At 38.3% G+C, this 21,583-nt stretch carries 24 protein-coding genes and 1 riboswitch; of the genes, 9 read left to right on the forward strand and 15 right to left on the reverse strand.

The window, feature by feature from the left end:
• Nucleotides 1-278: 278 nt before the first annotated feature.
• From putP to AC1UFB_RS07520, 3 genes are all read left to right on the forward strand, one after another.
• Entirely contained in the window at nucleotides 279-1,760 is a 1,482-nt protein-coding gene (gene putP / locus AC1UFB_RS07510) for a sodium/proline symporter PutP (RefSeq protein WP_100347469.1), read from the forward strand.
• Nucleotides 1,761-1,871: 111 nt separating this feature from the next.
• Nucleotides 1,872-2,537, forward strand: a complete 666-nt coding sequence (locus tag AC1UFB_RS07515) for an SIMPL domain-containing protein (protein WP_100347468.1) — start codon at nucleotides 1,872-1,874, stop codon at nucleotides 2,535-2,537.
• Nucleotides 2,538-2,587: 50 nt separating this feature from the next.
• Nucleotides 2,588-2,854, forward strand: coding sequence for a hypothetical protein (locus AC1UFB_RS07520; RefSeq protein ID WP_025907398.1), 267 nt, complete (start codon nucleotides 2,588-2,590; stop codon nucleotides 2,852-2,854).
• Between the two features lie 51 nt (nucleotides 2,855-2,905).
• Here the strand turns inward: AC1UFB_RS07520 and AC1UFB_RS07525 are convergent, their stop codons facing one another.
• From AC1UFB_RS07525 to AC1UFB_RS07535, 3 genes are all read right to left on the reverse strand, one after another.
• Nucleotides 2,906-4,084, reverse strand: a complete 1,179-nt coding sequence (locus AC1UFB_RS07525; RefSeq protein ID WP_100347467.1) for a trans-sulfuration enzyme family protein — start codon at nucleotides 4,082-4,084, stop codon at nucleotides 2,906-2,908.
• A complete protein-coding gene (locus tag AC1UFB_RS07530; protein ID WP_100347466.1) occupies nucleotides 4,068-5,213 on the reverse strand; it encodes a trans-sulfuration enzyme family protein in 1,146 nt (381 codons plus the stop codon). The genes AC1UFB_RS07525 and AC1UFB_RS07530 overlap by 17 nt, the downstream gene beginning before the upstream one ends.
• A gap of 73 nt (nucleotides 5,214-5,286) precedes the next feature.
• Nucleotides 5,287-5,425: riboswitch (SAM riboswitch) on the reverse strand.
• A 94-nt stretch (nucleotides 5,426-5,519) separates the two neighbouring features.
• A complete protein-coding gene (locus tag AC1UFB_RS07535) occupies nucleotides 5,520-6,596 on the reverse strand; it encodes a CotH kinase family protein (RefSeq protein WP_025907391.1) in 1,077 nt (358 codons plus the stop codon).
• A gap of 55 nt (nucleotides 6,597-6,651) precedes the next feature.
• On the opposite strand from AC1UFB_RS07535, the gene AC1UFB_RS07540 reads away from it, so the two are divergent.
• Nucleotides 6,652-7,557: a CotG/ExsB N-terminal domain-containing protein gene (locus AC1UFB_RS07540; protein WP_482588902.1), complete on the forward strand. Its 906-nt coding sequence runs from the start codon at nucleotides 6,652-6,654 to the stop codon at nucleotides 7,555-7,557.
• Between the two features lie 74 nt (nucleotides 7,558-7,631).
• Here the strand turns inward: AC1UFB_RS07540 and AC1UFB_RS07545 are convergent, their stop codons facing one another.
• The gene (locus AC1UFB_RS07545) at nucleotides 7,632-8,042 is read right to left on the reverse strand and encodes a YppG family protein (RefSeq protein ID WP_100347464.1); all 411 of its coding nucleotides are present in this window, start codon (nucleotides 8,040-8,042) and stop codon (nucleotides 7,632-7,634) included.
• Between the two features lie 248 nt (nucleotides 8,043-8,290).
• Here AC1UFB_RS07545 and AC1UFB_RS07550 point away from each other — a divergent pair, with 248 nt between their 5' ends.
• The 3 genes from AC1UFB_RS07550 (at nucleotide 8,291) to AC1UFB_RS07560 (ending at nucleotide 9,071) form a co-directional block, all read left to right on the forward strand.
• A complete protein-coding gene (locus tag AC1UFB_RS07550; RefSeq protein WP_025907386.1) occupies nucleotides 8,291-8,482 on the forward strand; it encodes a YppF family protein in 192 nt (63 codons plus the stop codon).
• Between the two features lie 121 nt (nucleotides 8,483-8,603).
• The gene (locus tag AC1UFB_RS07555; protein ID WP_167556155.1) at nucleotides 8,604-8,777 is read left to right on the forward strand and encodes a hypothetical protein; all 174 of its coding nucleotides are present in this window, start codon (nucleotides 8,604-8,606) and stop codon (nucleotides 8,775-8,777) included.
• Between the two features lie 132 nt (nucleotides 8,778-8,909).
• On the forward strand, nucleotides 8,910-9,071 hold the full coding sequence (locus AC1UFB_RS07560) for a hypothetical protein (RefSeq protein ID WP_156413461.1): 162 nt from the start codon (nucleotides 8,910-8,912) through the stop codon (nucleotides 9,069-9,071).
• A 62-nt stretch (nucleotides 9,072-9,133) separates the two neighbouring features.
• On the opposite strand, the gene AC1UFB_RS07565 is transcribed toward AC1UFB_RS07560, so the two are convergent.
• The 3 genes from AC1UFB_RS07565 to AC1UFB_RS07575 form a co-directional block, all read right to left on the reverse strand.
• A complete protein-coding gene (locus tag AC1UFB_RS07565) occupies nucleotides 9,134-9,484 on the reverse strand; it encodes a YppE family protein (RefSeq protein WP_100347463.1) in 351 nt (116 codons plus the stop codon).
• A gap of 40 nt (nucleotides 9,485-9,524) precedes the next feature.
• Nucleotides 9,525-9,770, reverse strand: a complete 246-nt coding sequence (locus AC1UFB_RS07570) for a hypothetical protein (RefSeq protein ID WP_100347462.1) — start codon at nucleotides 9,768-9,770, stop codon at nucleotides 9,525-9,527.
• A 601-nt stretch (nucleotides 9,771-10,371) separates the two neighbouring features.
• The gene (locus AC1UFB_RS07575; RefSeq protein ID WP_326046364.1) at nucleotides 10,372-11,325 is read right to left on the reverse strand and encodes a DUF2515 family protein; all 954 of its coding nucleotides are present in this window, start codon (nucleotides 11,323-11,325) and stop codon (nucleotides 10,372-10,374) included.
• A 115-nt stretch (nucleotides 11,326-11,440) separates the two neighbouring features.
• Between AC1UFB_RS07575 and recU the strand changes: the two genes are divergently transcribed.
• On the forward strand, nucleotides 11,441-12,043 hold the full coding sequence (gene recU / locus AC1UFB_RS07580) for a Holliday junction resolvase RecU (protein ID WP_100347460.1): 603 nt from the start codon (nucleotides 11,441-11,443) through the stop codon (nucleotides 12,041-12,043).
• Between the two features lie 63 nt (nucleotides 12,044-12,106).
• Nucleotides 12,107-14,818: a transglycosylase domain-containing protein gene (locus AC1UFB_RS07585; RefSeq protein ID WP_328101068.1), complete on the forward strand. Its 2,712-nt coding sequence runs from the start codon at nucleotides 12,107-12,109 to the stop codon at nucleotides 14,816-14,818.
• Between the two features lie 24 nt (nucleotides 14,819-14,842).
• On the opposite strand, the gene AC1UFB_RS07590 is transcribed toward AC1UFB_RS07585, so the two are convergent.
• From AC1UFB_RS07590 to AC1UFB_RS07625, 8 genes are all read right to left on the reverse strand, one after another.
• Entirely contained in the window at nucleotides 14,843-15,361 is a 519-nt protein-coding gene (locus AC1UFB_RS07590) for a YpoC family protein (protein ID WP_100347458.1), read from the reverse strand.
• Nucleotides 15,345-16,013: an endonuclease III gene (gene nth, locus AC1UFB_RS07595; RefSeq protein ID WP_078989970.1), complete on the reverse strand. Its 669-nt coding sequence runs from the start codon at nucleotides 16,011-16,013 to the stop codon at nucleotides 15,345-15,347. The genes AC1UFB_RS07590 and nth overlap by 17 nt, the downstream gene beginning before the upstream one ends.
• Nucleotides 16,014-16,170: 157 nt before the next feature.
• Entirely contained in the window at nucleotides 16,171-16,875 is a 705-nt protein-coding gene (locus AC1UFB_RS07600) for a DnaD domain-containing protein (protein ID WP_025907372.1), read from the reverse strand.
• Nucleotides 16,876-17,088: 213 nt separating this feature from the next.
• Entirely contained in the window at nucleotides 17,089-18,381 is a 1,293-nt protein-coding gene (gene asnS, locus AC1UFB_RS07605) for an asparagine--tRNA ligase (protein ID WP_061785561.1), read from the reverse strand.
• 151 nt (nucleotides 18,382-18,532) lie between these two features.
• Nucleotides 18,533-19,717, reverse strand: a complete 1,185-nt coding sequence (locus AC1UFB_RS07610; protein ID WP_025907367.1) for a pyridoxal phosphate-dependent aminotransferase — start codon at nucleotides 19,715-19,717, stop codon at nucleotides 18,533-18,535.
• 128 nt (nucleotides 19,718-19,845) lie between these two features.
• Nucleotides 19,846-20,337, reverse strand: coding sequence for a cell wall elongation regulator TseB-like domain-containing protein (locus AC1UFB_RS07615; protein WP_025907365.1), 492 nt, complete (start codon nucleotides 20,335-20,337; stop codon nucleotides 19,846-19,848).
• A gap of 11 nt (nucleotides 20,338-20,348) precedes the next feature.
• Entirely contained in the window at nucleotides 20,349-20,519 is a 171-nt protein-coding gene (locus tag AC1UFB_RS07620; RefSeq protein WP_064484047.1) for a YpmA family protein, read from the reverse strand.
• Nucleotides 20,520-20,706: 187 nt separating this feature from the next.
• The gene (locus AC1UFB_RS07625; RefSeq protein WP_025907363.1) at nucleotides 20,707-21,516 is read right to left on the reverse strand and encodes a ComEC/Rec2 family competence protein; all 810 of its coding nucleotides are present in this window, start codon (nucleotides 21,514-21,516) and stop codon (nucleotides 20,707-20,709) included.
• Nucleotides 21,517-21,583: the final 67 nt, after the last annotated feature.

Below are 21,583 nucleotides of genomic sequence, written 5' to 3' on the forward strand. Positions count from 1 at the left end.
CATATTAAATAGTAGAAAGCAACAATTTTATTGGTAATTTATTCTAATTTTTAAAGAATAAATACATGTTTTAATATTCATAATATTTTTACTTTATTTTTATTTAGTAAGCGGTTTCATTGGCTTTATTTATGTAATCAAGCGGGTTTCATTTCAAAAAATTCGTGTTTAATAACTTGATACTCTGGGAAAAGTTTGTTAGCTTAAAAAACCGTAAGCTGTTTATATGACACGATTTTCCACAAGTCATATATAAAAACAGAAAAAGGAGAGATATTGTGGATATTAGTTTATTTATTTCACTAGCAATTTATTTTATAGGGATGCTGGCTATCGGTTGGTATGCTTATAAAAAATCTACTGATGACATTTCAGGCTATATGCTAGGTGGTCGTGGACTTGGTCCTGCTGTAACAGCCCTATCAGCTGGTGCATCTGACATGAGTGGTTGGATGTTAATGGGTTTACCAGGTGCTATGTATGCTACAGGAGTATCTAGTTTATGGATTGCCGTTGGTTTAACAATCGGAGCTTACCTAAATTACCTAATTGTTGCTCCGCGTCTTCGAACGTACACAGAAGTAGCAAATGACTCCATTACAATCCCAGATTATTTTGAAAACCGCTTCAATGATACATCCAAAGTTCTTCGAACAGTATCAGCCATCGTTATTTTTGTCTTCTTCACTCTTTATACTTCTGCTGGAATGGTATCCGGTGGTACATTATTCGAGTCTGCGTTTGGTTTAGACTATCGAATTGGTTTATTTGTAACAGCAGGTGTTGTTATTGCTTATACACTATTCGGTGGATTTTTAGCGGTAAGTTTAACCGACTTTGTACAAGGTATTATTATGTTTATCGCTCTTGTTCTTGTACCGATTGTAGCGTTTACTGAATTAGGCGGTGTTGGAACAACGTTTGATGTAGTTCGTGACATTGACCCAGCGTACTTAGATTTCTTTAGAGGTACAACGGTTGTTGGAATTATCTCATTCTTAGCTTGGGGTCTTGGCTACTTTGGGCAACCTCACATTATTGTTCGATTCATGGCTATTTCGTCTATTAAAGAGTTAAAACCAGCTCGCCGAATCGGTATGGGATGGATGATTATTTCCATTATCGGTGCAATGTTTACTGGATTAATTGGTATTGCTTATGTTGACCAAACTGCAACCACATTAGCAGATCCAGAAACAATCTTTATTAAATTCGCACAAGTATTGTTCCATCCATTTATTACAGGGTTCTTACTAGCAGCGATTCTTGCTGCAATCATGAGTACAATTTCGTCTCAGCTACTTGTAACATCAAGTGCTATTACGGAAGACTTTTATAAAGCGTTTTTCCGTCGCAAAGCAACAGATAAAGAACTTGTCTTAGTAGGACGTCTATCTGTACTAGGTGTCGCAATCATTGGTATTCTCTTATCATTAGATCCAAATGATACGATTTTGGGTCTTGTAGGTTATGCATGGGCCGGGTTCGGTTCAGCATTTGGCCCTGCAGTTTTACTAAGTCTATACTGGAAGAAGATGACTCGTTGGGGTGCTCTTGCCGGTATGATTGTTGGGGCTGCTACGGTATTAATTTGGGTAAACGTACCTGGATTAAGCGAAGCACTTTATGAAATGATTCCTGGTTTCGTACTAAGCTTCTTAGCTGTCGTCGTTGTCAGCTTGTTAACGAAAGATCCTTCAACGAAAGTTCAAGGTACTTTCGTTGAAATGGAAGAAACATTAGAAGAAGAAACTAAATAAATCCAAACGAAAGCTCGCAAACATCTTTTTGCGAGCTTTTTATTTTCTATACGTAGCCCAAGCTTTTTCTTCATACGTATATAGATAAGAGCTTATAAGGAGGTTTATAGCATGCATCCATCCATGTTTCCATATAATCACCAGCCCCCACCATCACGTGAAGGAAATGAGCGTGAGCTAAAAGTGATAGGAGAAGGCCGTATTACGGCTGTTCCAGATGGCATTTCCATTATTATCGGTGTTCGTACAGAAAACCTAAGCGTACAGCAAGCATTAAAAGAAAACACTACCGTTTCCAATACAATGATTGATGGCTTTCAAAATGCTGGAATTGAACAAAGTGATATTGAGACCGCATCGTTTACTATTAACCCAAAATATGACTACACTGATGGCAAAACGACATTAGTTGGATACGAAGTACAGCATTTATTTGAAGTTCATGTTGCAGATATTAAACAAGCTGGTGAAGTGTACGCTATCTCTGTTGCAAGCGGTGGAAACGTAGCAGAAGATATTCGTTTTTTTGTGAAAGATCCGATACCCTATGAAAAGCAAGCACTTTCTCAAGCCGTTCAGCACGCTGGAGAGAAAGCAACGGCTATTGCAGACACCCTAGGCGTTGCCTTAAACCCTATTCCGCTGGAAGTCACTGAACGGACTCAGCAGCCCCCTGGTGGCTATGTAGTGGCAGCTAAGACACTTGGGTCTGCTCCACCGATTCAAACGCAGTCTCTGACAGTTGTATCAGCTGTAGAAGTGACATACAGGTACTAGAGTATGTGTGCTAAACTAATACGTATATTAATAAAAGGAGTTTATGCATCGTGATATCAGATGAACAATTGTTTAGCGCCTATCAAAAACTTTGGGTAAATCGCTCTTTTTCCAACCAAGATAATCTTTCCGTTAAAGAAAAGTTATCCTATGCTATTCAAAAGGATTTACGTGATGAAATGACGCATCCTCGCGTTCGTAAATCTCCTGAGGTAAAATATGAACTGGCCGTTCAGCGGATTAACAATAGCAGTCTTGCTCATAGTGAACAGCTGGCTTTAATCGACCTGTATACAAAACTACTCAGAAATTGCTAAAAAAGAGGTTGTTTCTATTTAAATCTAGAAACAACCTCTTTTCTTCTATTATTATTTAGTTACGGCTTTTTCTTGAAAAGAAATTAGAGCATTATTAAAATCTTCTTTTAAATCCTCATACTCTTCCAGTCCAACTGATAAGCGTAACAGCGATTCTGTAATACCTTTTTCATCTCTCACTTCTTTTGGAATACTAGCGTGAGACATTGTTGCTGGGTGTGTTAAGATGGATTCAACTGCGCCTAAACTTACACCAATCGAAGATAAGCGCACGTTTTTTAATATATGCTGTGCGAGTTCATCATTGTTTAATTTAAACGAAATAATTGCTCCGTATCCGTTTGCCTGCTCAGTAATCAATTCATAATCAGGATGTGTCTTCAGCCCTGGGTAATAAACCGCTTCGACGTCACGTTGCTCTTCAAACCATTTCGCTAGCTCTAAAGCCGTTTGTTGTTGCTGATCTAACCTTACTTTTAATGTTTTAATGCCTCGTAGAAATAAGAAGCAATCCTGTGGCCCTAAAATAGCTCCAAATGCGTTTTGAACAAACTTTACTTCATCAGCAAGCTTTTCATCACTTACAACAACCAATCCACCAATTACATCGCTATGTCCACTAATATACTTTGTCGCACTATGAATGACGATATTTGCCCCTAAATTAATTGGTTGCTGCAAGTAAGGTGTCATAAACGTATTATCAACGATTGTTAACAGGTCATAGCGTTTAGCTAACGCTGCAACGCTTTTAATATCCGTTACCTGTAAGAATGGATTTGATGGGCTTTCAATGTAAATCGCTTTTGTTTGGCTCGAAATGACTTCCTCTACTTCCTCTACATTTGTCATGTTGACAAATGTAGTTTTAATACCAAACTTTGAAAATAATCTTGTTAATACGCGATATGTGCCACCATAGATATCGTTTGAAACGATAATTTCATCGCCTGCTTCAAATAAACAAAGAACAGATGATACAGCGGCCATTCCTGATGAAAAAGCAAACCCAGCAGCTCCATTTTCAAGCTGTGCAATCGTATTTTCTAAAGCTTCTCGTGTTGGATTACCTGAACGCGAATAGTCATAGCGCCCACCGTTTGTTTCGTCTTCTAGATTGAAAGTAGACACTTGATAAATGGGAACATTTACCGCTCCAAAATGTCCATCAATACCTGTTTTTGCATGAATTAAATTTGTACCAAATGAGTGTTTATTTGTTGTATGCATCAAATGCCTCCTTTAAGTCTTGAATTAAATCCTCTGCATGTTCAATCCCAACAGATAAGCGTAATAAGCAATTCGTTACGCCAACTCGATTTCGTATTTCTTCTGGAATATCTGCGTGAGTCTGACGAGCTGGGAACGTCATTAAGCTCTCCACACCACCTAGACTTTCAGCAAAGGTAATCACCTTTATATTCTCAAGTAAGACTGGCACAATTTGCGGGTCCGTTACAGCGAAGGAAATCATTCCGCCAAAGCCTCCTGCTTGTTGCTTCATTACGTGATAGCCTGGATGAGATTCAAGACCTGGATAGTACACTTTCTCAACCAGCTCATGTGAAGTCAGCCAATTCGCAATTTTCAGCGCATTTTCATTGTGTTTCTCCATGCGCAAAGCAAGCGTTTTAATACCTCGCAGCAACAACCAGCTATCTTGCGGACTTAAAATTGCACCTGCTGCATTTTGATAAAAGCGAATTTTTTCACCTAGCTCACGACATCGTGCAACGACTAACCCGGCTACTACGTCATTGTGACCACCAATGTATTTACTAGCGCTATGAATAACGATATCCGCTCCAAGAGAAAGAGGTCTTTGATAATAAGGTGACATAAACGTATTATCCACAATTGTTAACAAGTTACTTTCTTTAGCAAGTTCAATTATTCCTTTTAAATCCGTTACGTGCATCATTGGATTTGTCGGTGTTTCAATAAATAACGCTTTCGTATTCTGCTTTAATACTGCTTTAACTTGGTCTAAATGAGCTGTATTTACATACGTTACTTCTACACCTTGTTCTGCAAAAATATCATTTAAAACTCTGTATGTACCACCGTATAAATCTTCAGAGACGATTAAATGATCACCGTTTTTAAACAAAGCAAGTACAGCCATAACTCCTGCCATTCCCGAAGCAAATGCCGCTCCAACTTCGCCTTCTTCTAACGCAGTGATTGCATCTTCTAACGCTGTTCTTGTTGGATTAGCTGTTCTAGCATAGTCATATCCTGTGCTTTCTCCTAAACGGGGGTGTGCAAACGTAGATGCTTGGTAAATAGGTGTTGTAATGGAACCTGTAGCAGGGTCTCGATTGACGCCCGAACGAACAAGTAGTGTTTCAATATGCATAATGTCCTCTCCTCTTTGCAGTAAATAAAAAAAACTCTTCACAGATGGAAGAGCGTTCGCTTAATCACGACTTCTCTCATCTGTTAAAATACAATTGTTAAAATACAATCGTATTTCACAGGAATTAGCACCGTTCAAACTCACTGACTAACATATGGTTTGATGGTTGCCGGGCTTCGCAGGGCCAGTCCCTCCGCCACTCTGGATAAGAGTTTTATTAAGTTAATTATTCATTGTGTATACTTTAATAAAAATAACAAAGAATGTCAATAGAATTTTCTAAACAATTTCAATTATCTCATTTATTCAAAAAGACTTCATTGATTTTCTTATATAGGCTGCTCTGTCTTTAATAAAGTCACAAATAAACGCAGGTTCTTGATAAAAAGTAGCTAACTTGTGCTGTATATACGGATCTTTCTCTACATAAGGCAAAATCAGCTGGTGGAGTGCTTCAATCTTTGGTTTCATATAGTTAACAGTGAACTGATGATTTAGCGCAGAATTCATTTTTTCAATATATTGTTTCTTAAATTTTGATATGGCCAAAAGTCGTGCTGTTAACGTATTAAACCCTTCCATTCTCACATAGTTACTTTCCATTTCATCTCCGTTGACATCGCGCCCCCACGTAGCATCATAGTCCCAAGGAAGGAGTTCAAAGCACTTCGTATCACTGTTCCGGTACAAAGCATAGTTATGAACAAAACCATCAAAGTTTTGAAGACAAATTACTCCCACCAACCAGGCTAAATAGCGATCTACCTCCAAGTGCTCTTCAATGTTATCTTCAAACTCTTGATTCGTCCATGTATTCAAGTTATAAATAAAATATTCTAACGCTTCTTCATCTTTTCCGTACGCTACTTTTGTTTCGTATCCTGATTGAAGCGATTCTTTTGGCTTCTCATCCAAATCACTCATTAACGAGAAGTTGGCATCTCCGTCTACAGCGTAAAAGATAGAGCCTTTTGGCAAGCTACGCTTTGTTAAGAAGTACTCGTTTACCGATTCTAACTGTAAATAAACACCTTCATTTTTCCCGTTAATGGTGAGATGAACAAACTGTGATTTCGGTGATAGTACGCCAAGGTCTGAAAAGAAATCGAGCGATAGTTTATTGCGAACTAGCGATGGATCTTTATATTCTGCATTGAGATGAATTTCGTTGGTCTTCCCGAATTTATTTGGTGAATAAAACTCTATATAGTACGATTTCTTTCTCATTTCTCGGATGTGTGATCCCCTTAGAGTTAAGCCTATTTCATACCTCTTTTTATGAACTTTCATCACTGCGGGTATGGAATCTTCAGACCAGATGTCGGCCTTTAGTTCTTTAAAGTCCCGAACATTAGCAAAAACAGAATAGGTGGCAATTCCCATCTCTTTCCCTCCTTTTGGATACATTTTAAATTATATGAGCTCCTCTCCCACCGAGATGCTAGAAACTCCTTGGTTATTTCTTAAAATTCCACGTTTATCTCATAGCAAGTACGGCGTATTAAGCGTATCTTATGGTGAAAGGCAAAAAAATGATTCTCATAAGGAGGTTTTTAGATTGTATATTCAATCTAAGCGTATTCGTAAAGCTGCTGAATCTTTACAAAAATCAGAGCTAGGCAGATTTATGTATCAAGAACCAAAAGGTCATAGCTCAAAATGTTCATCTAAAAAAACAGCTCTTTCTCACAAAAAGACGGAGAAAAAGACAGAAAAGAAAACAGAGAAAAGAACGGAAAACAAGTACTGTACGAAAAGCTCACGTTCTCACAAAAAGCATCGTTCTCACAAAAAAGTAACGTGCTTCTGTAAAGAAAAGCATTCTCATAAAAAGCACCGTTCTTGCAAAAAACACTCTCACTCTACAAAGCACTCTTATAAAAAGCACCGCTCTTGCAAAAAACACTCTCACTCCACAAAGCATTCTCATAAAAAGCACCGCTCTTGCAAAAAACACTCTCACTCCACAAAGCACTCTCATAAAAAGCACCGTTCTTGCAAAAAATACTCTCACTCTACAAAGCATTCTCATAAAAAGCACCGTTCTTATAAAAAACATTCTCATTCCACAAAACACTCTCATAAAAAACACCGCTCTGAAAAGAAAAAAACATGTTTCTGTAAAGAAAAACACTCTTACAATAAGCATCAACCTTCTCAAACGTTTAAACATTCCCATAAAAAAGAGAAACACTCTTCAAAAAAATATGGTCACAAGAAAAAAATTGGGCATTCACACTTACCTAACTTAACAAGCCATCCAATTACAGGCAAAAAGCCAGTTAAAAAATGTGACCATTCTCCTTGCTTCTGTAATCACCCATTCAACCGCTTCTTTAGATAAAACATTACATGCTCTACAAGATGTTATAGCTTCTTGTAGAGCCTTTTTATTCCATTTACATGCTATACAATTCTTTATATTTTAAAGATACCTGTAAACCCTTTTACTAAGTTTGTTAATTGATTCATTGCTCCCATCATCTGTCCCGCTGTATTCATCATTTTATTAACGTCATAATTTCCGTCTGAAGATTTAAATTGAGACATTAAAGAATGAAACTGGTTAGGCTGTTGCTTCATTTGCTGATTACCTTTTGGATAAGGATTTGGAAAAGGCATTCCATTTTGATAAAAAGGGTATTGCTGTTGGTTGTTTACATATTGCATTTGGGGTGGAACTTGAGCATAAGGCTGTTGCGGCAACTCTGTATGATGCCATGGGTGCTGATGATATTCTGGAAATGGGTACACCTGACTTAAATCAAACCGTTCTTCTTCCCATTGATTCTGCATGTAGTATGGATAAGGATTCTGTTGATTATACATACTGGCTCGCTACCTCCCTTTAAAAATTTTATTATATGGTATGTAGGTACTCAATCTCAGGTGACGCACTACACCTTTTATTTTTCACTTTATATTTAGAAGAACGTTGTGAAAAATGTTAGTTTCTGTCGAAAGTTTAAATTTTTCAAAAAAACGAGATAATTTTAATCTATGTTACGATAACTATAAGTGATGCTAACAAGACAAGCACACAAAATGGACAAAATGGGGATAAGGAGTGAATTTACATGTATGTGAACGAGCTTCAACAAGCTTTTATGGCTAAAAAACAGTATGAGCCAACTTCAAGTAATGAGCTGCTAGACTTCGCGCAGCAGCAGTATTTAAAAGGTTGTTTAACATTATCCGATTATAAAATCGCCGTTCGTGAGTTAGAACAAATCGGAGCTTCAAAACCCGAATTTGCACACGAGAATTAATTGTACTACATTGCCCTCAGCTAATTGACTGAGGGCTTTTCTATATTTAACTACTTATACTCACCGCTACTGTGACGCATATTAAAAAAGATCGTCCATTTCATTTCAAGGAGGAGTTTCGATGAGTCGAGGAAAACACTTTAACCATAAAAAGCAAGGGCATGAACCAACCGTTTCGCAAGCGGGGCAGCCCGTTACACCAAAACACACTCAAAAAGTGGATTATGTAATCAATACAGTCGGTACGGAAGACGATCCTGCTGTTAGCATCCACGTGCAAAAAGATAACGATTAATTCAATTACAACACAGCAAAAGAGACTGAGACATAAGTAGTTCAGCCTCTACTATACCTGAACGATTGAGAGTTCATAACTTTTAATCGTTCAGGTTTTTTGGTTGATTGTGAAAACAATGTTGGAAACAGGGTGGAATGGAGCGTAGGACACTCGACTCCTGCGGGAAAGAGAGGAAAAACGGAGATCCCGCAGCGCAGCGAGGAAGCTCAGGTTCCTCCCCGCGGAAAGCGAGTGACCGTAGCGCAATGGAACGAACGTGTTGAGACAAACCAAAGAGATGGGAACAGCTAGTGTTCGTCTTTTAGAAGCAATCATTTTGTTATGTCCCAAACTCTTTTACTGTTTAATCAAACTTAACCGTTCATTAAAATGGACTCTAATACGTACTTATTTGATTGATACATTTGCTTAAAGCGCTTGTCTCGCGTCTCTTGATAAAAAGACTGGAGCACTACGTTTTGCAAGTTTTCACGAAGGGTATCTACTTGATTGATGTGAATATATTTAGGCTTTGTTTCTTTGAGCCACTTGGTAACAAGATCCGTCCACATATCTAACTCATAAAAAAACTGATCAACATATGGTTTGACCTCCCCAAAGAAATTCATCTCATACTCTGAATTACTTTTAATAGTGGATAAACGAGTAAGAGCTAACTCATTATAGTGATGTAGTACCTTTGTTGCTTCTATCATTAAATTCATATTTGTCACCTCAACGATGACATTGTACCATAAATCATCGTTACACTGTACGTAGTAGTACTTCTCTTCTCCGCCATTCTGATTGAGGTGGGATTTCATAGGCTGCAGCTTCAATTTCTCGTAACGACTCGTCAATACGCTGAACGTGATTGCTATATACTTCTTCATAAGTAGTAAACGCTTGATTAACTTGTGAAGATAATGTATCTTCTACAACATCTATTTGCTCTAATACATTATCGAATAAACTTAACACTTCGTTCGTATTTACCATTTTCAGCTTCATAGCCATCCCTCCAACTTTTCGTTTAACTACCTATTCTCTTTTTATTTTTAATCTACCTTCACACATGACAAAACTAGTTTCCATTCGGCAAAGAAAGATGTTTTACGCAGAAAATGTTTTAATTTGCACGAATTGAAATGAGGATGAGTGAAAACACTATGATTAGATTGTGCAAGAAACACGTATTGTATGTGCAGTCAACTTTGTTACAACATTCATTTGGAGGTGTAAGAAGTGGCAAATAAGCATGAACAAAAACAGCCAAAAAACAAGCCTGAAACAAAAACATTTGGTGACCCTAAAAAATTAAACGGACCAAACCGTCCGTCTACGTAATATGTCCACCTAGATGAGGCTGGACATAAGTAATTCAGCCAATGATAAACCTGAACGATTGAGAGTTTCTCACTTTTAATCGTTCAGGTTTTTTGTTGATTGTGAAAACAATGGAGATCCCGCAGCGCAGCGAGGAAGCTCAGGTTCCTCCCCGCGGAAAGCGAGTGGCCGTAGCGCAATGGAACGAACGTGTTCAGACAAACTAAAGAGATTGGAACAGCTAGTGTTCGTCTCTTAGAAGCAATCATTTTGTTATGTCCCAAACTCATCTAAAAAACTTCTTTATTCCTACCAAGACATGCAGCTGCTTCTGTTTATTTTGGTACCACTCCGTAATCGGCATAGGTGCGGATAAATCAAGACTCTTCATTAATTTCTTCTCTCTACGCTTTGAAATTCTCCACTGTCCCCTTTTTTTCTCATGATGTGGAACAATTGGAAAGGTCATTCGCAAATAGGGTGTGTCTCTTCTTTTAGACCGAAATACATACTGTTCATAATCAACGCGTGATCCTGTATGAACAGTCGACATTGAAAACTGAAGGAACTTTGGATACAACGCTTGTAAAAACAACAGTTCACCGAGCTTTTTACCAAGCTTAATTCGCTCATCTACCTTGGTGAAGCTATGTACGGAGCACCCATAAATTTCACCTTCCATTGTAGGGAACAAAACGGAACTAAAATGCAAAGAGTCCTGAAAGTGAAATACTAAGCGATGAAACACTTTCTTCTGGTAGAAAGGATGTGCTATCACCGCTGGCTCAATAATATGCTGTTCATTAATAATGAGAGCATGCATAAGCTCAATTTCTTTCTTCCTTTCCCAAAAGACAGTCCATTTTTCGTGCATGAACGGAGATACATCAAAATATTCAAGAAGGTGAAAATAAGACTTCTCGTGTTTTTTTGATATTTCATATAGCAGCAGCTGTGGAAAAGCGTCTTGAAAGATCAGCCAATTCGCTCGCTCGTACGTTAAAAACAATAAATCTCGCGTTTCTATAGATAGTAGCTCAGGAAACCACTTTCCCTGCAAGTCACACATATTCCAGCCTGCGTTTCGTGAAACCATGCTAGCAAGAAACGACCACTTTACTTCAGGATGATTATTGTAAAAAGTTGCGTAAGCTTCTGTTCTTGATATATTATCAATGTTCAACTGTTTTGTTTTGAGCCTAATTGTTTCCACTACTTGCTGTTCAAAGCTTGTCAACATGCTGCTTTCTTCCTTTACATTTGGTATGAACACTAAGTATGTTTTCATTCTACCTCAACTGAAATTTGGTATAATAGAGTGTGCGTGTGTGAAATTAAGTAAAGGAGTGATGTGCATGATTCGTTATCCTAACGGAAAAGCATATAACCCTGCTAAGCCTCCCAACAGTCCTTCCCGGGCGAAAGTTGAGTCCGTATACAGTAATCGAGGTATGACTTTGGAAGAAGATTTAAATGAAACCAATGAGTATTATTTAGCACAAGGAATAGCAGTGGTTCATAAAAAACCTACGCCGATTCAAATTGTGAACGTTGACTATCCTAAGCGAAGTGCTGCAGTTATTAAAGAAGCTTATTTTAAACAAGCTTCTACAACCGATTACAACGGCGTATACAAAGGAAAGTATATTGATTTTGAAGCAAAAGAAACAAAAAATAAAACGTCTTTTCCCTTGCGTAATTTTCACGAACATCAAATTCAACATATGAACCAGATCGTGAAACAAAATGGAATCTCATTCGTTATATTAATGTTTACTTCTTTGGAAGAAATATACCTTTTTGAAGCACCGTCCCTTTTTCCCTATTGGCAAGATATGAAAAAAGATGGACAAAAATCCATCCCAAAAGCCGATATTGAAAAAAAAGGACATTTAATCGAACTTGGTTACCATCCTAGAATCGATTACATAAAAACTATAGATAAATTGTATTTTTAAGAGTATGATATATATGTTTACGGAAATCATTCTCTTACAATTGTTTGAAAGGTAGGAGCTTTTATGTCAGATAATTATCGCTCGCGTGAAGAACGAAGACGAGCAATGAATGACAACAAACAAACGAACAAACCACAAGGAAACAAGAAAAAAGGCGGCATTTTCCGCAAGATTGTTGCTGCAGTTTTCATTTTAGGTATTATTGGACTGATAGCTGGTGTTGGAACCTTTTTCGCATTAATAAGCGATGCACCTAAAGTTGACGACTCTGTTTTAAAAGACTCGTTTTCATCTAAGATTTACGCAAACGATGGAAAAACGGTCCTTAAAGAAGTCGGAGGCGAAAAGCGTACATACGTACAATATGATGAAATTCCTCAGACTGTTAAAAATGCGTTCATTGCAACCGAAGATGTTCGCTTTTATAAACACCATGGAATTGACTTTTATCGAATTGGTGGCGCTGTAGTGGCCAACTTCAAAGAGGGCTTTGGATCAGAAGGCGCAAGTACCATTACGCAGCAGGTTGTGAAAAATTCATTTTTATCACCTGAAAAAACCGTAAAGCGTAAAGTACAAGAGATGTGGCTCTCTTATCAGCTAGAACGTAAATATTCAAAACAGCAAATTCTTGAAATGTACCTAAACAAAATCTACTTCTCGACTGGAGAAGTATACGGTATCGCCAAAGCAGCAGAAACATTTTATGGCGTGACTGATCTAAACGATTTAACAATTGATCAAGCCGCTATGCTCGCTGGCTTACCAAAAGCACCATCAACGTATAATCCGTATAAAAACCCAGAGAATGCTACAAAACGCCGTAACACAGTATTAAATTTAATGGCTAAAAACGGATTTATTACACAAGCAGAAGCAGATAAAGCAAAGCAAGTTGACGTGCAGGCAAATTTGGTTGAACAAAATGAGAAAACGTCAAAGTATGATGTATTCATTGACCAAGTAATTGAAGAAGTTCAAGAAAAAACGGATGCTAACGTCTCTTCTTCTGGATTAGAAATCTACACAACGCTTGACGTGGATGCACAGGATTATGTTGACCAATTAATGAATAACGAAATTGTCACCTTCCCTAACGATAAGTTCCAGGCTGGTCTTGTCGTGTTAAATAATGAGACAGGTGCAGTTGAAGCAATTGGTGGAGGTCGTAACCGCGTAGCTGGAGGCCTAAACTTTGCTACCGACATCGAGCGTCAACCAGGCTCAACAATCAAACCTGTTCTTGACTATGGACCAGCCGTTGAGTATTTAAAATGGTCTACCGCAGAACCAATTAAGGATGAACCACATCAATACTCAAACGGTACGCAAATTCGAAACTATAGCCGAAACTATAAAGGCTGGGTATCAGCTCGTGAAGCTCTAGGACGTTCGTTAAATATCCCTGCTTTAAAAGCCTTCCAAGCTGTAGGAGCTGATAAAGCACAAGAGTTCGGTGAAGGCTTAGGTCTTGAGCTTGGAGAATCTAGCGGCGAAAAGTTTGCCGAAGCGTTTTCTATCGGTGGATTTACTAAAGGTGTTACGCCTATGGAACTAGCCGGCGCTTATAGCGCATTTGCTAACGAAGGAATGTTTACAAAACCTTATACAGTAACAAAAGTAAAATTCTCAGATGGTACAGAGTTAGACCTATCGCCAAAACCGAAGCGTGCGATGCAAGACTACACGGCGTTTATGGTAACGGACATGATGAAATCCGTTGTTGAAGCACCGTACGGAACAGCACGTGCTGTACGTGTACCTGGCTTAGACATCGCAGGTAAAACCGGAACATCTAACTTTAGTGCCAAGGAAAAAGCAAGCTTTAATATTCCAGAAGGCGGCGTAAAAGATGTGTGGTTCTCAGGCTTCACACCAAAATACACGGTATCAGTTTGGACAGGATATGAGAAAAATTCCGACGGCTATATTTATAGTGAAAACGAAAAAGCCATGGCAAAGAATATTTTCAAGCAAGTCATTACACACGTATCTCAAGGTGAAGAAAAAGGCAGCTTTAAACAACCTGATAGCGTGGTAAAACGTGCCGTTGAAAAAGTCTCAAGTAAAGATGTGAAGAAACCAAGTGGTGCAACACCAAAAGATTCAATCACGTATGAGTACTTCGTACGCGGCACAGAGCCAACAAAAGTTTCTCAAGTCTTTGTAGAAAAAGAGAAAGAAAAAGAAGAGAAAGAAGAGAAAGAAGAAAAAGCAAAACTTACAGCTTCCTTCAGCGAAGGTTCTAACGCCATTAATGTTAACTGGTCAGGTGGCGATGACGAAACAGAATTTACCGTCAATATGACCTCTTCTGATGGCGTGAGCCAAACGTTAGCGGATAAAGGAAGTGCTGGCAGCACCTCTATCCCATCACCTACTCCAGGTGCGACGTATAGCTTCATCTTAAGTACAAATAACGCCGGCAGCGCAAGTGCTTCTGTAAAGGTACCTCAAACAGCTGAAGAGGAACCAGAAGATGATTCGGAATCCGAACCGGGTGATGAAGAGCAAAATCCTGATGAAGGAACGCGCCCTGAAGATGAAAACGAAAACGATGGTGAAGAAACCGATCAGCCTGATAGCGAAGGTCCACAGAACCCTGATCAAGGTCAACAGCCTGATCAAGGTGAAACGGAGAACTCTAGTGAACCACCTAGTCAGCCTGGAAACAATGGCAATAATGGAAACGGAAATAATGGCACTAACGGCAATGGACAAGGAAACAACCAACAGCCTCCTGCCACTCCAGATCAACAAACTGAAAATGAATAAAATAAACCGCTCACGATGAGCGGTTTATTTTTTTAAACGTATACGCTTAATGGCATACTGCTTTTGCAATTCTGTATATAGTTCACTAAGTTGAACGAATGAGTGATACATTCCAGGCTTTTTCAACAAAAATAATACGCGCTCAGACGTGTTAACTGGCTTGTATGTTAGCTTTTGAATATTAGCTTCCAGTGCTGTAAGACCTTGAAGAGGTCCCCCATTTATCCAAAACAGCGCGCTTAAAAACCGTCCACTCCATTCAGTGACTATCTCTTTTGCGTTTGTCACTTTACGCAGAGAAAATTGTTCATGGAGAATTTTCTCTTGGGTTTTCCATTCTATAAACAACGAGGGGATACAGTCTTCTAGTGAATTCCACGGTGCTTCTAAAAGCCCTTCTTCTTTCGCTACTATATCATAGATAAAAACTGGTTGATGATGCGTTTTGTGCCTTAGCAGAGGCGGCTGAAACGAAATAACATCTTGTGCGAAAAAAAATGGATCACACTTAAATTCAGGCGGCACTTTAACTTTTGCTAACATGCTCACCTCTCGCTTTCATTCGCTTTTTTCCTTCTCGACACAGCTCTAATAATGGACAGGTTGGGCATTGCGGAGACTGAGCTTTACAGTGATAGCGACCAAAGAAAATTAAGCGGTGATGAGTAACTCCCCACTCTTCTTTTGGAACCTTTCGCATCAGCGTTTTTTCTACTTCTAATACTGAATCTTTCCACCGACAAATACCAAGCCTTTTACTAACCCGTTCCACGTGCGTATCAACCGCAATAGCGGGAATACCAAAAGCCACGGAAACGACGACATTAGCTGTCTTTCGGCCCACTCCAGGAAGCTTAGTAAGCTCATCTCGATCTTGCGGTACTTCACCGTTGTACTCATGAATTAAAAGCTCACACAGCTTTCGAATATTTTTTGCTTTATTACGATAAAGACCTATTGAACGAATATCTTGCTGAAGCTCTTCTAATGAAACAGCTAAATAATCCTCAGGTGTTTGATATTTTTGAAATAATTCTTTTGTTACTCTGTTGACAAGTGCATCCGTACACTGAGCGGATAGAGCAACTGCAATCACAAGCTCAAATGGATTTTTATGATTTAATTCGCAGTGTGCATCAGGAAACATTTCAGCCATTACGTCTAAGCAGTGACGAATTTGTGTTAGATTTAACATAGCTTACTAAAACAAACTTAATTTGTTTTAGCTTTTCACCCCTTTTTATTTTGGTATGTATTATCATGCTAAAAAAGCTGATTCAACATCAGGCACGCCTGATGTTGAATCAGCTTTCCTCTTCCGTTAACCACTCTAAGTAATAGAGCATGTTACTTTACTGTTCAAGCCAGTTGAAAAATGGAACGGCTGAGGAATTTTGAGATTGAGAAGGCTTCTGATTTTTTGGTTGTTGATGTTGTCTAAATTTTTGACTATGCGCTCGTGCTTGATCAATAGTCTTAATGCCGTTTTTCTTCCACTCAAACAAGATGCGGTCGATGTATCGAAAGTTTAATTTTCCGGACATAACGGATTCACGAAGAGCCGTTTTAATAATGAGTGGGTCGTGATGATCTTGGTCTACCCACATAGCCAACGTTTCACATTCAAACGGCGAAAGCGGACGACCAAACTCCTTTTCAAAAATAGAATATAAATTTATCTCTTCTTGCTCCTGCTCTTGCTGCACTTCATTTTGATTTTCTTGCATTAATAAATTGATTAGCTTTCTCCAAAGCGGTTTAAGAGAATATTGCTCAGAAATAACCGAAGAGGAATCATCAAGCTGTTCGATCGTTAGAACACCTTTTTGAATAAGATTTCGAAGTACTTCCATACACTTTGTCGTGGAGACGCTCATTTTTGCAGAGAGATCATGTGGAGTGGGAAAGGATTCACCACTATCAATAAATACATTAAGATGCATCAGCATCATAAATTCTGTTTCGTCTAAGCCTAAATCGCTATAGTGATTAAACAATAGCTTTGGAATAGAAACTGAGCCTTGCTCAAACCATGCGATCATGTCATCTTTTTTCATTTTGGAACACCTCTAAAGTTAGTATATCACGAAGGACAGATGAAAACGAAAAACTGTTTACGAAAACTTTCATCAAAAAACAAATAAAAATCCACCGTTTTCTAAAAAGGGTGGACGTTTATTTAATATGAAACAACATTCATTAGAAAAAGATGGCGTAATGCCACCTTTTTCTAATGAAATAATTTTACATCCGAAGTCACTTCGCTTCTATTAAGGATACAAACGGTTTAATAAGCGTGGGAATGGAATTGTTTCACGAACGTGTTCAACACCACTAATCCATGCTACCGTACGCTCAAGCCCTAATCCGAATCCAGAATGTGGAACTGATCCATACTTACGAAGCTCTAAGTACCATTTATATGTTTCTGTATCTAGCTCATGTTCTGCTACGCGCTGAGCTAGTAGTTCTTGGTCGTGAATACGCTCTGATCCACCAATGATTTCACCATAACCTTCTGGCGCAATTAAATCTGCACATAACACTACATCTGCATTTGTTGGATCCGGCTGCATGTAGAATGGTTTTAATGACGTTGGATAGTGCGTGATAAACACAGGTTTATCATAGCTTTCTGCGATAGCCGTTTCGTGTGGTGAACCGAAGTCATCTCCCCACTGAATATCATCAAATCCTTTTTCATGTAAGAATTTTAGTGCATCATCATACGTAATACGTGGGAACGGAGCTTTAATTTGCTCTAATTTAGACGTATCTCGACCTAGTACATTTAACTCTAGCTTACAGTTCTCTAGTACTGACTGAACCACGTGTGATACGTATTCTTCCTGTACTTTTAAGCTATCTTCAAATTGATAGAACGCCATTTCAGGTTCAATCATCCAGAACTCAATTAAATGACGACGCGTTTTTGATTTTTCTGCACGGAAAGTTGGACCAAATGAAAATACTTTTCCAAGTGCCATTGCAGCTGCTTCCATATAAAGTTGGCCACTTTGTGAAAGGAATGCATCTTCATCAAAGTACTTCGTATGGAAAAGTTCTGTTGTACCTTCTGGCGCGCTTCCCGTTAAGATTGGAGGATCTACTTTTGTAAATCCATTATGATTAAAGAATTCATATGTTGCACGAATAATTTCGTTACGCACTTTCATTACAGCGTGTTGACGCTTTGAACGTAACCATAAGTGACGGTTGTCCATTAAGAACTCTGTCCCGTGCTCTTTTGGCGTAATTGGATAGTCAACTGCTTCATGAATAACTTCTACATCCGTTACTGTTAATTCATATCCAAAAGGTGAACGTTCGTCTTCTTGAACAGTTCCTGTTACGTATAAAGAAGATTCTTGCGTTAAGGCTTTTGCTTTTTTGAAAATATCTTCCCCTACTTCTGCTTTCACAACAACCCCTTGAATAAATCCAGAGCCGTCTCGAAGCTGTAGGAATGCAATTTTACCACTTGAACGTTTATTTGCTAACCAAGCACCGATTGTCACTTCTTTTCCAACGTGCTTACTTGCTTCAGAAATCGTAATTTTCACGATTAAAATCCCTCCAAAAAACTTACATCCTTTAATTATGTATGCCACCCTATTATACATTTCGACACTCACAATAACAAGTAACAATCATGGGAAACTTATGACATCACCAATAAAAGAGCGGCTTCTATAGAAGCCGCTCTCCATCACTTTATTTCATGTGTCTTGCCATAAATGACGCAATTCGCGCCACTGCTTTTTCCAATAGCTCAAGCGAAGTAGCATAAGATAAACGAACATTTTCAGGAGAACCGAATCCTGAACCTGGAACAAGCGCTACTTTTTCCTCTTCTAAAATCGCTTCTACCCAAGCATCAACTGTTTCAAATCCTGTTAGTCTAGCAGCTTCGATTGCATTAGGGAACAAATAGAATGCACCTTGAGGCTTTAAACAAGAAAAACCAGGAATGTCATTAAGTTGTTTATGCATTACGTTTAAACGTTCTTCAAAAGCTTTGCGCATCATTTCCACAGGCTCTTGCGTTCCGTTATAAGCTGCAATTGTTGCATATTGAGCAATCGACGTTGGATTAGACGTGCTGTGACTCGCTAGATTCGTCATTGCTTTTATAATGGTCTCATTACCAGCTGCGTAACCAATGCGCCATCCTGTCATTGAGTGAGATTTAGATACACCGTTAATAATAATCGTTTGCTCTTTAAGCGCTGGTGATAATTCTGCAATCGAAACATGCTCTGCACCATCGTATACTAACTTTTCATAGATTTCATCTGATACGATTAGCACATTATGCTTTAAGCAAACTTCACCGATTGCTTCTAGCTCTTCACGCGTATAAATCATACCTGTTGGGTTACTTGGTGAGTTTAAAATCACAGCTTTTGTTTTATTAGTAATCACTGACTCTAGCTGTGCTGGCGTAATTTTAAATTCATTATTTTCAGAACCTTCAACATAAACCGGTGTACCTTCTGCTAGCTTTACTTGTTCAGGATAACTTACCCAGTAAGGAGTTGGGATGATCACTTCATCTCCCTCATCTAAAATTACTTGAAACAATGTATACAAAGCATGCTTTGCACCTGAACATACAATAACTTCAGATGGCTTGTATGTTAAGCTCTGATCACGGTTAAACTTTTCAATAATTGCGTCTTTTAAAGGCATAAGTCCACCTGCAGGCGTATACTTTGTTTGGCCTTCATTCATTGCTTTTACAGATGCTTCTAATATATGCTGCGGCGTATTAAAATCTGGTTCACCTGCACCTAAGCCAATGACGTCATGTCCTGCGGCTTTGAGCTCTTTTGCTTTGGCTGTAATAGCCAATGTCGATGATGGTGTTAAAGCTGATACACGTTTTGCTAATTTCACTAAAATCTCCCCCTATGAACTACGGCTATAATCAGCTATGTAAAGCTGATTATAGCAACAATTTTGCTTCACTCTAAGGTGCAAAGCGTTTTATAACACGTATGTGTAAACATACGTTATAAATAAACTCATTCAGGTTTTGTTAAGCTATAGCGCTTCATAAACTCCCCGCTTGTAAAATCAAGATAGTAGTAAGTTAAATGTTTTTCTTCTTGATCAATATACGTAACTTCCCATAGCGGCTTTTCATTTTCAATTCCTAGTCGAACTGATTTAATTTCTTTTGGATCTCGGTCTCGCTGAACAATCTCTATGGCTTGTTCTTTTGTAATTCCATCTGCTACTTTTTTTAGCACCGCTTTTTGCTTTTGACTTTTTGGAACCCAAGCGATAACATCTTCGTTTTTATTGTTAGTACCTTCCACTACATAAAATGTATGATCTCCAAAATATGCTTGTGTACTCGTCACAGATTTCAGATTAAAATCTTCTTTTGCCTTGGCTGATGCTTTTTTTTCGTCAGCCTGTACATCGTTTACAGCCGCTTTATAAATTGAATGGGTTTGCCACCCTGCTACTAAACATACAACAACAACAATTCCAATAAACCACTTTTTCATTTTATCCCTACTTATGTACGATAAATCGTAAAAATTGCTTTACTTTGATCTTCTTGGTCTAACGCTAGGCCAAACATCAAATCTTTCTTTTTTAACGTTCGATTTAAGCTGTCCACAATTTTATATAAATCAGAAGAATGCTCAATACGAACGGTTGATAAAACTTCAATTTTGCTTTCCATGCTATTCCTCCTCTTACCAAACACCTCTAAATAAAATGATTATCTGTTTATCATAACACACGGCTTGGCTTTTGGGCTATTGTATTCCCCACCTAAACATAAAATCAAACTGAGAGAATTCGTTCCGCTCCCTCTAAAGCCTCTCTATTTTCATTATAATTATCTCTCTTTCTTTTGCAAAAGAAATTTAGGTAGTCTTCTTAAATTTCATGACGTCATAGATGGTAGGTGACATTTTAATAGAAAGCGATTCTCTTTTATTTGTATCGTATAACTCAACCCATCCATCCGTTAATCTTGATACAAGCTCAGGATGAATAGTACGGTCTTCTTTTGAGAATAAAACACCAATCTGAGGGTTTAACTGCTTTAAAAACGACTCAGACAGCGGCTCACCTTCACCAAAATTTGCGAGTTTAATCAAGTCTATTTTTTTTAATGGCTTCATAAGCAAATGCCTCTCAATAGTAGATGCTGAGTTACTCATATAAAGCATTTGATGCTCGCCGAATGCTATTATCAAATCCATTGAGGGTGAATTTACTTCCTCATGATAAAGAACAGATACATGAATATGCTTTGATAGCTGATACACATCCCTACCTTGCCACATGCGAATATGTTGACTTTGTAAATCATTTGAGCCTTTAGGCAAAACTACTTCTTCCACCTGATATTTCTTTGTAACCCAGTCTACATTTCCGTTGTATTTCTCGCTTTGCTTTGTAATAATCACTTGGTTAATTTGCTTAATATGATAAAAATCCAGCCAATACGCCAACTCTTTTCGCGATTTTTTACTACCTGTATTAATGAGAATAACTCGATCCGTTCCGTCTTGCAAAAGCGTGGCTTCTCCATCGAATAAAGGAAAAAAAGAAATTGCTGCTTCATCTTCTTTAAGGCTAAAGTCCACTTGACTAGCCCCTTGCACGGTAGAACCGTTGCTAAAAAAGCATAAGCATACCGCCCATATTAACATATTTCGTTTAATCATATTAAACACCCTCACTTCCTGTGTTTTCCACTCTTAGCGTGTACATCTACAAGAAGAGCTATGCAAA

The sequence above is a fragment of the Priestia sp. KCTC 13724 genome (assembly GCF_056820425.1).

Excerpts from the sequence above, each read along its gene's own strand:
- AC1UFB_RS07525 (WP_100347467.1), bottom strand. The coding sequence starts at position 4,084 with ATGCATACAACAAATAAACACTCATTTGGTACAAATTTAATTCATGCA.
- AC1UFB_RS07600 (WP_025907372.1), bottom strand. The coding sequence starts at position 16,875 with ATGAAAAAAGATGACATGATCGCATGGTTTGAGCAAGGCTCAGTTTCT.
- AC1UFB_RS07620 (WP_064484047.1), bottom strand. The coding sequence starts at position 20,519 with ATGGAAAGCAAAATTGAAGTTTTATCAACCGTTCGTATTGAGCATTCT.
- AC1UFB_RS07550 (WP_025907386.1), top strand. The coding sequence starts at position 8,291 with ATGTATGTGAACGAGCTTCAACAAGCTTTTATGGCTAAAAAACAGTAT.
- AC1UFB_RS07535 (WP_025907391.1), bottom strand. The coding sequence starts at position 6,596 with ATGGGAATTGCCACCTATTCTGTTTTTGCTAATGTTCGGGACTTTAAA.
- nth (WP_078989970.1), bottom strand. The coding sequence starts at position 16,013 with ATGTTAAATCTAACACAAATTCGTCACTGCTTAGACGTAATGGCTGAA.
- AC1UFB_RS07540 (WP_482588902.1), top strand. The coding sequence starts at position 6,652 with ATGCTAGAAACTCCTTGGTTATTTCTTAAAATTCCACGTTTATCTCAT.
- recU (WP_100347460.1), top strand. The coding sequence starts at position 11,441 with ATGATTCGTTATCCTAACGGAAAAGCATATAACCCTGCTAAGCCTCCC.
- AC1UFB_RS07545 (WP_100347464.1), bottom strand. The coding sequence starts at position 8,042 with ATGTATAATCAACAGAATCCTTATCCATACTACATGCAGAATCAATGG.
- AC1UFB_RS07570 (WP_100347462.1), bottom strand. The coding sequence starts at position 9,770 with ATGAAGCTGAAAATGGTAAATACGAACGAAGTGTTAAGTTTATTCGAT.
- AC1UFB_RS07565 (WP_100347463.1), bottom strand. The coding sequence starts at position 9,484 with ATGAATTTAATGATAGAAGCAACAAAGGTACTACATCACTATAATGAG.
- AC1UFB_RS07530 (WP_100347466.1), bottom strand. The coding sequence starts at position 5,213 with ATGCATATTGAAACACTACTTGTTCGTTCGGGCGTCAATCGAGACCCT.
- AC1UFB_RS07615 (WP_025907365.1), bottom strand. The coding sequence starts at position 20,337 with ATGAAAAAGTGGTTTATTGGAATTGTTGTTGTTGTATGTTTAGTAGCA.
- AC1UFB_RS07625 (WP_025907363.1), bottom strand. The coding sequence starts at position 21,516 with ATGATTAAACGAAATATGTTAATATGGGCGGTATGCTTATGCTTTTTT.
- AC1UFB_RS07590 (WP_100347458.1), bottom strand. The coding sequence starts at position 15,361 with ATGTTAGCAAAAGTTAAAGTGCCGCCTGAATTTAAGTGTGATCCATTT.
- AC1UFB_RS07575 (WP_326046364.1), bottom strand. The coding sequence starts at position 11,325 with ATGTTGACAAGCTTTGAACAGCAAGTAGTGGAAACAATTAGGCTCAAA.
- AC1UFB_RS07555 (WP_167556155.1), top strand. The coding sequence starts at position 8,604 with ATGAGTCGAGGAAAACACTTTAACCATAAAAAGCAAGGGCATGAACCA.
- AC1UFB_RS07585 (WP_328101068.1), top strand. The coding sequence starts at position 12,107 with ATGTCAGATAATTATCGCTCGCGTGAAGAACGAAGACGAGCAATGAAT.
- AC1UFB_RS07515 (WP_100347468.1), top strand. The coding sequence starts at position 1,872 with ATGCATCCATCCATGTTTCCATATAATCACCAGCCCCCACCATCACGT.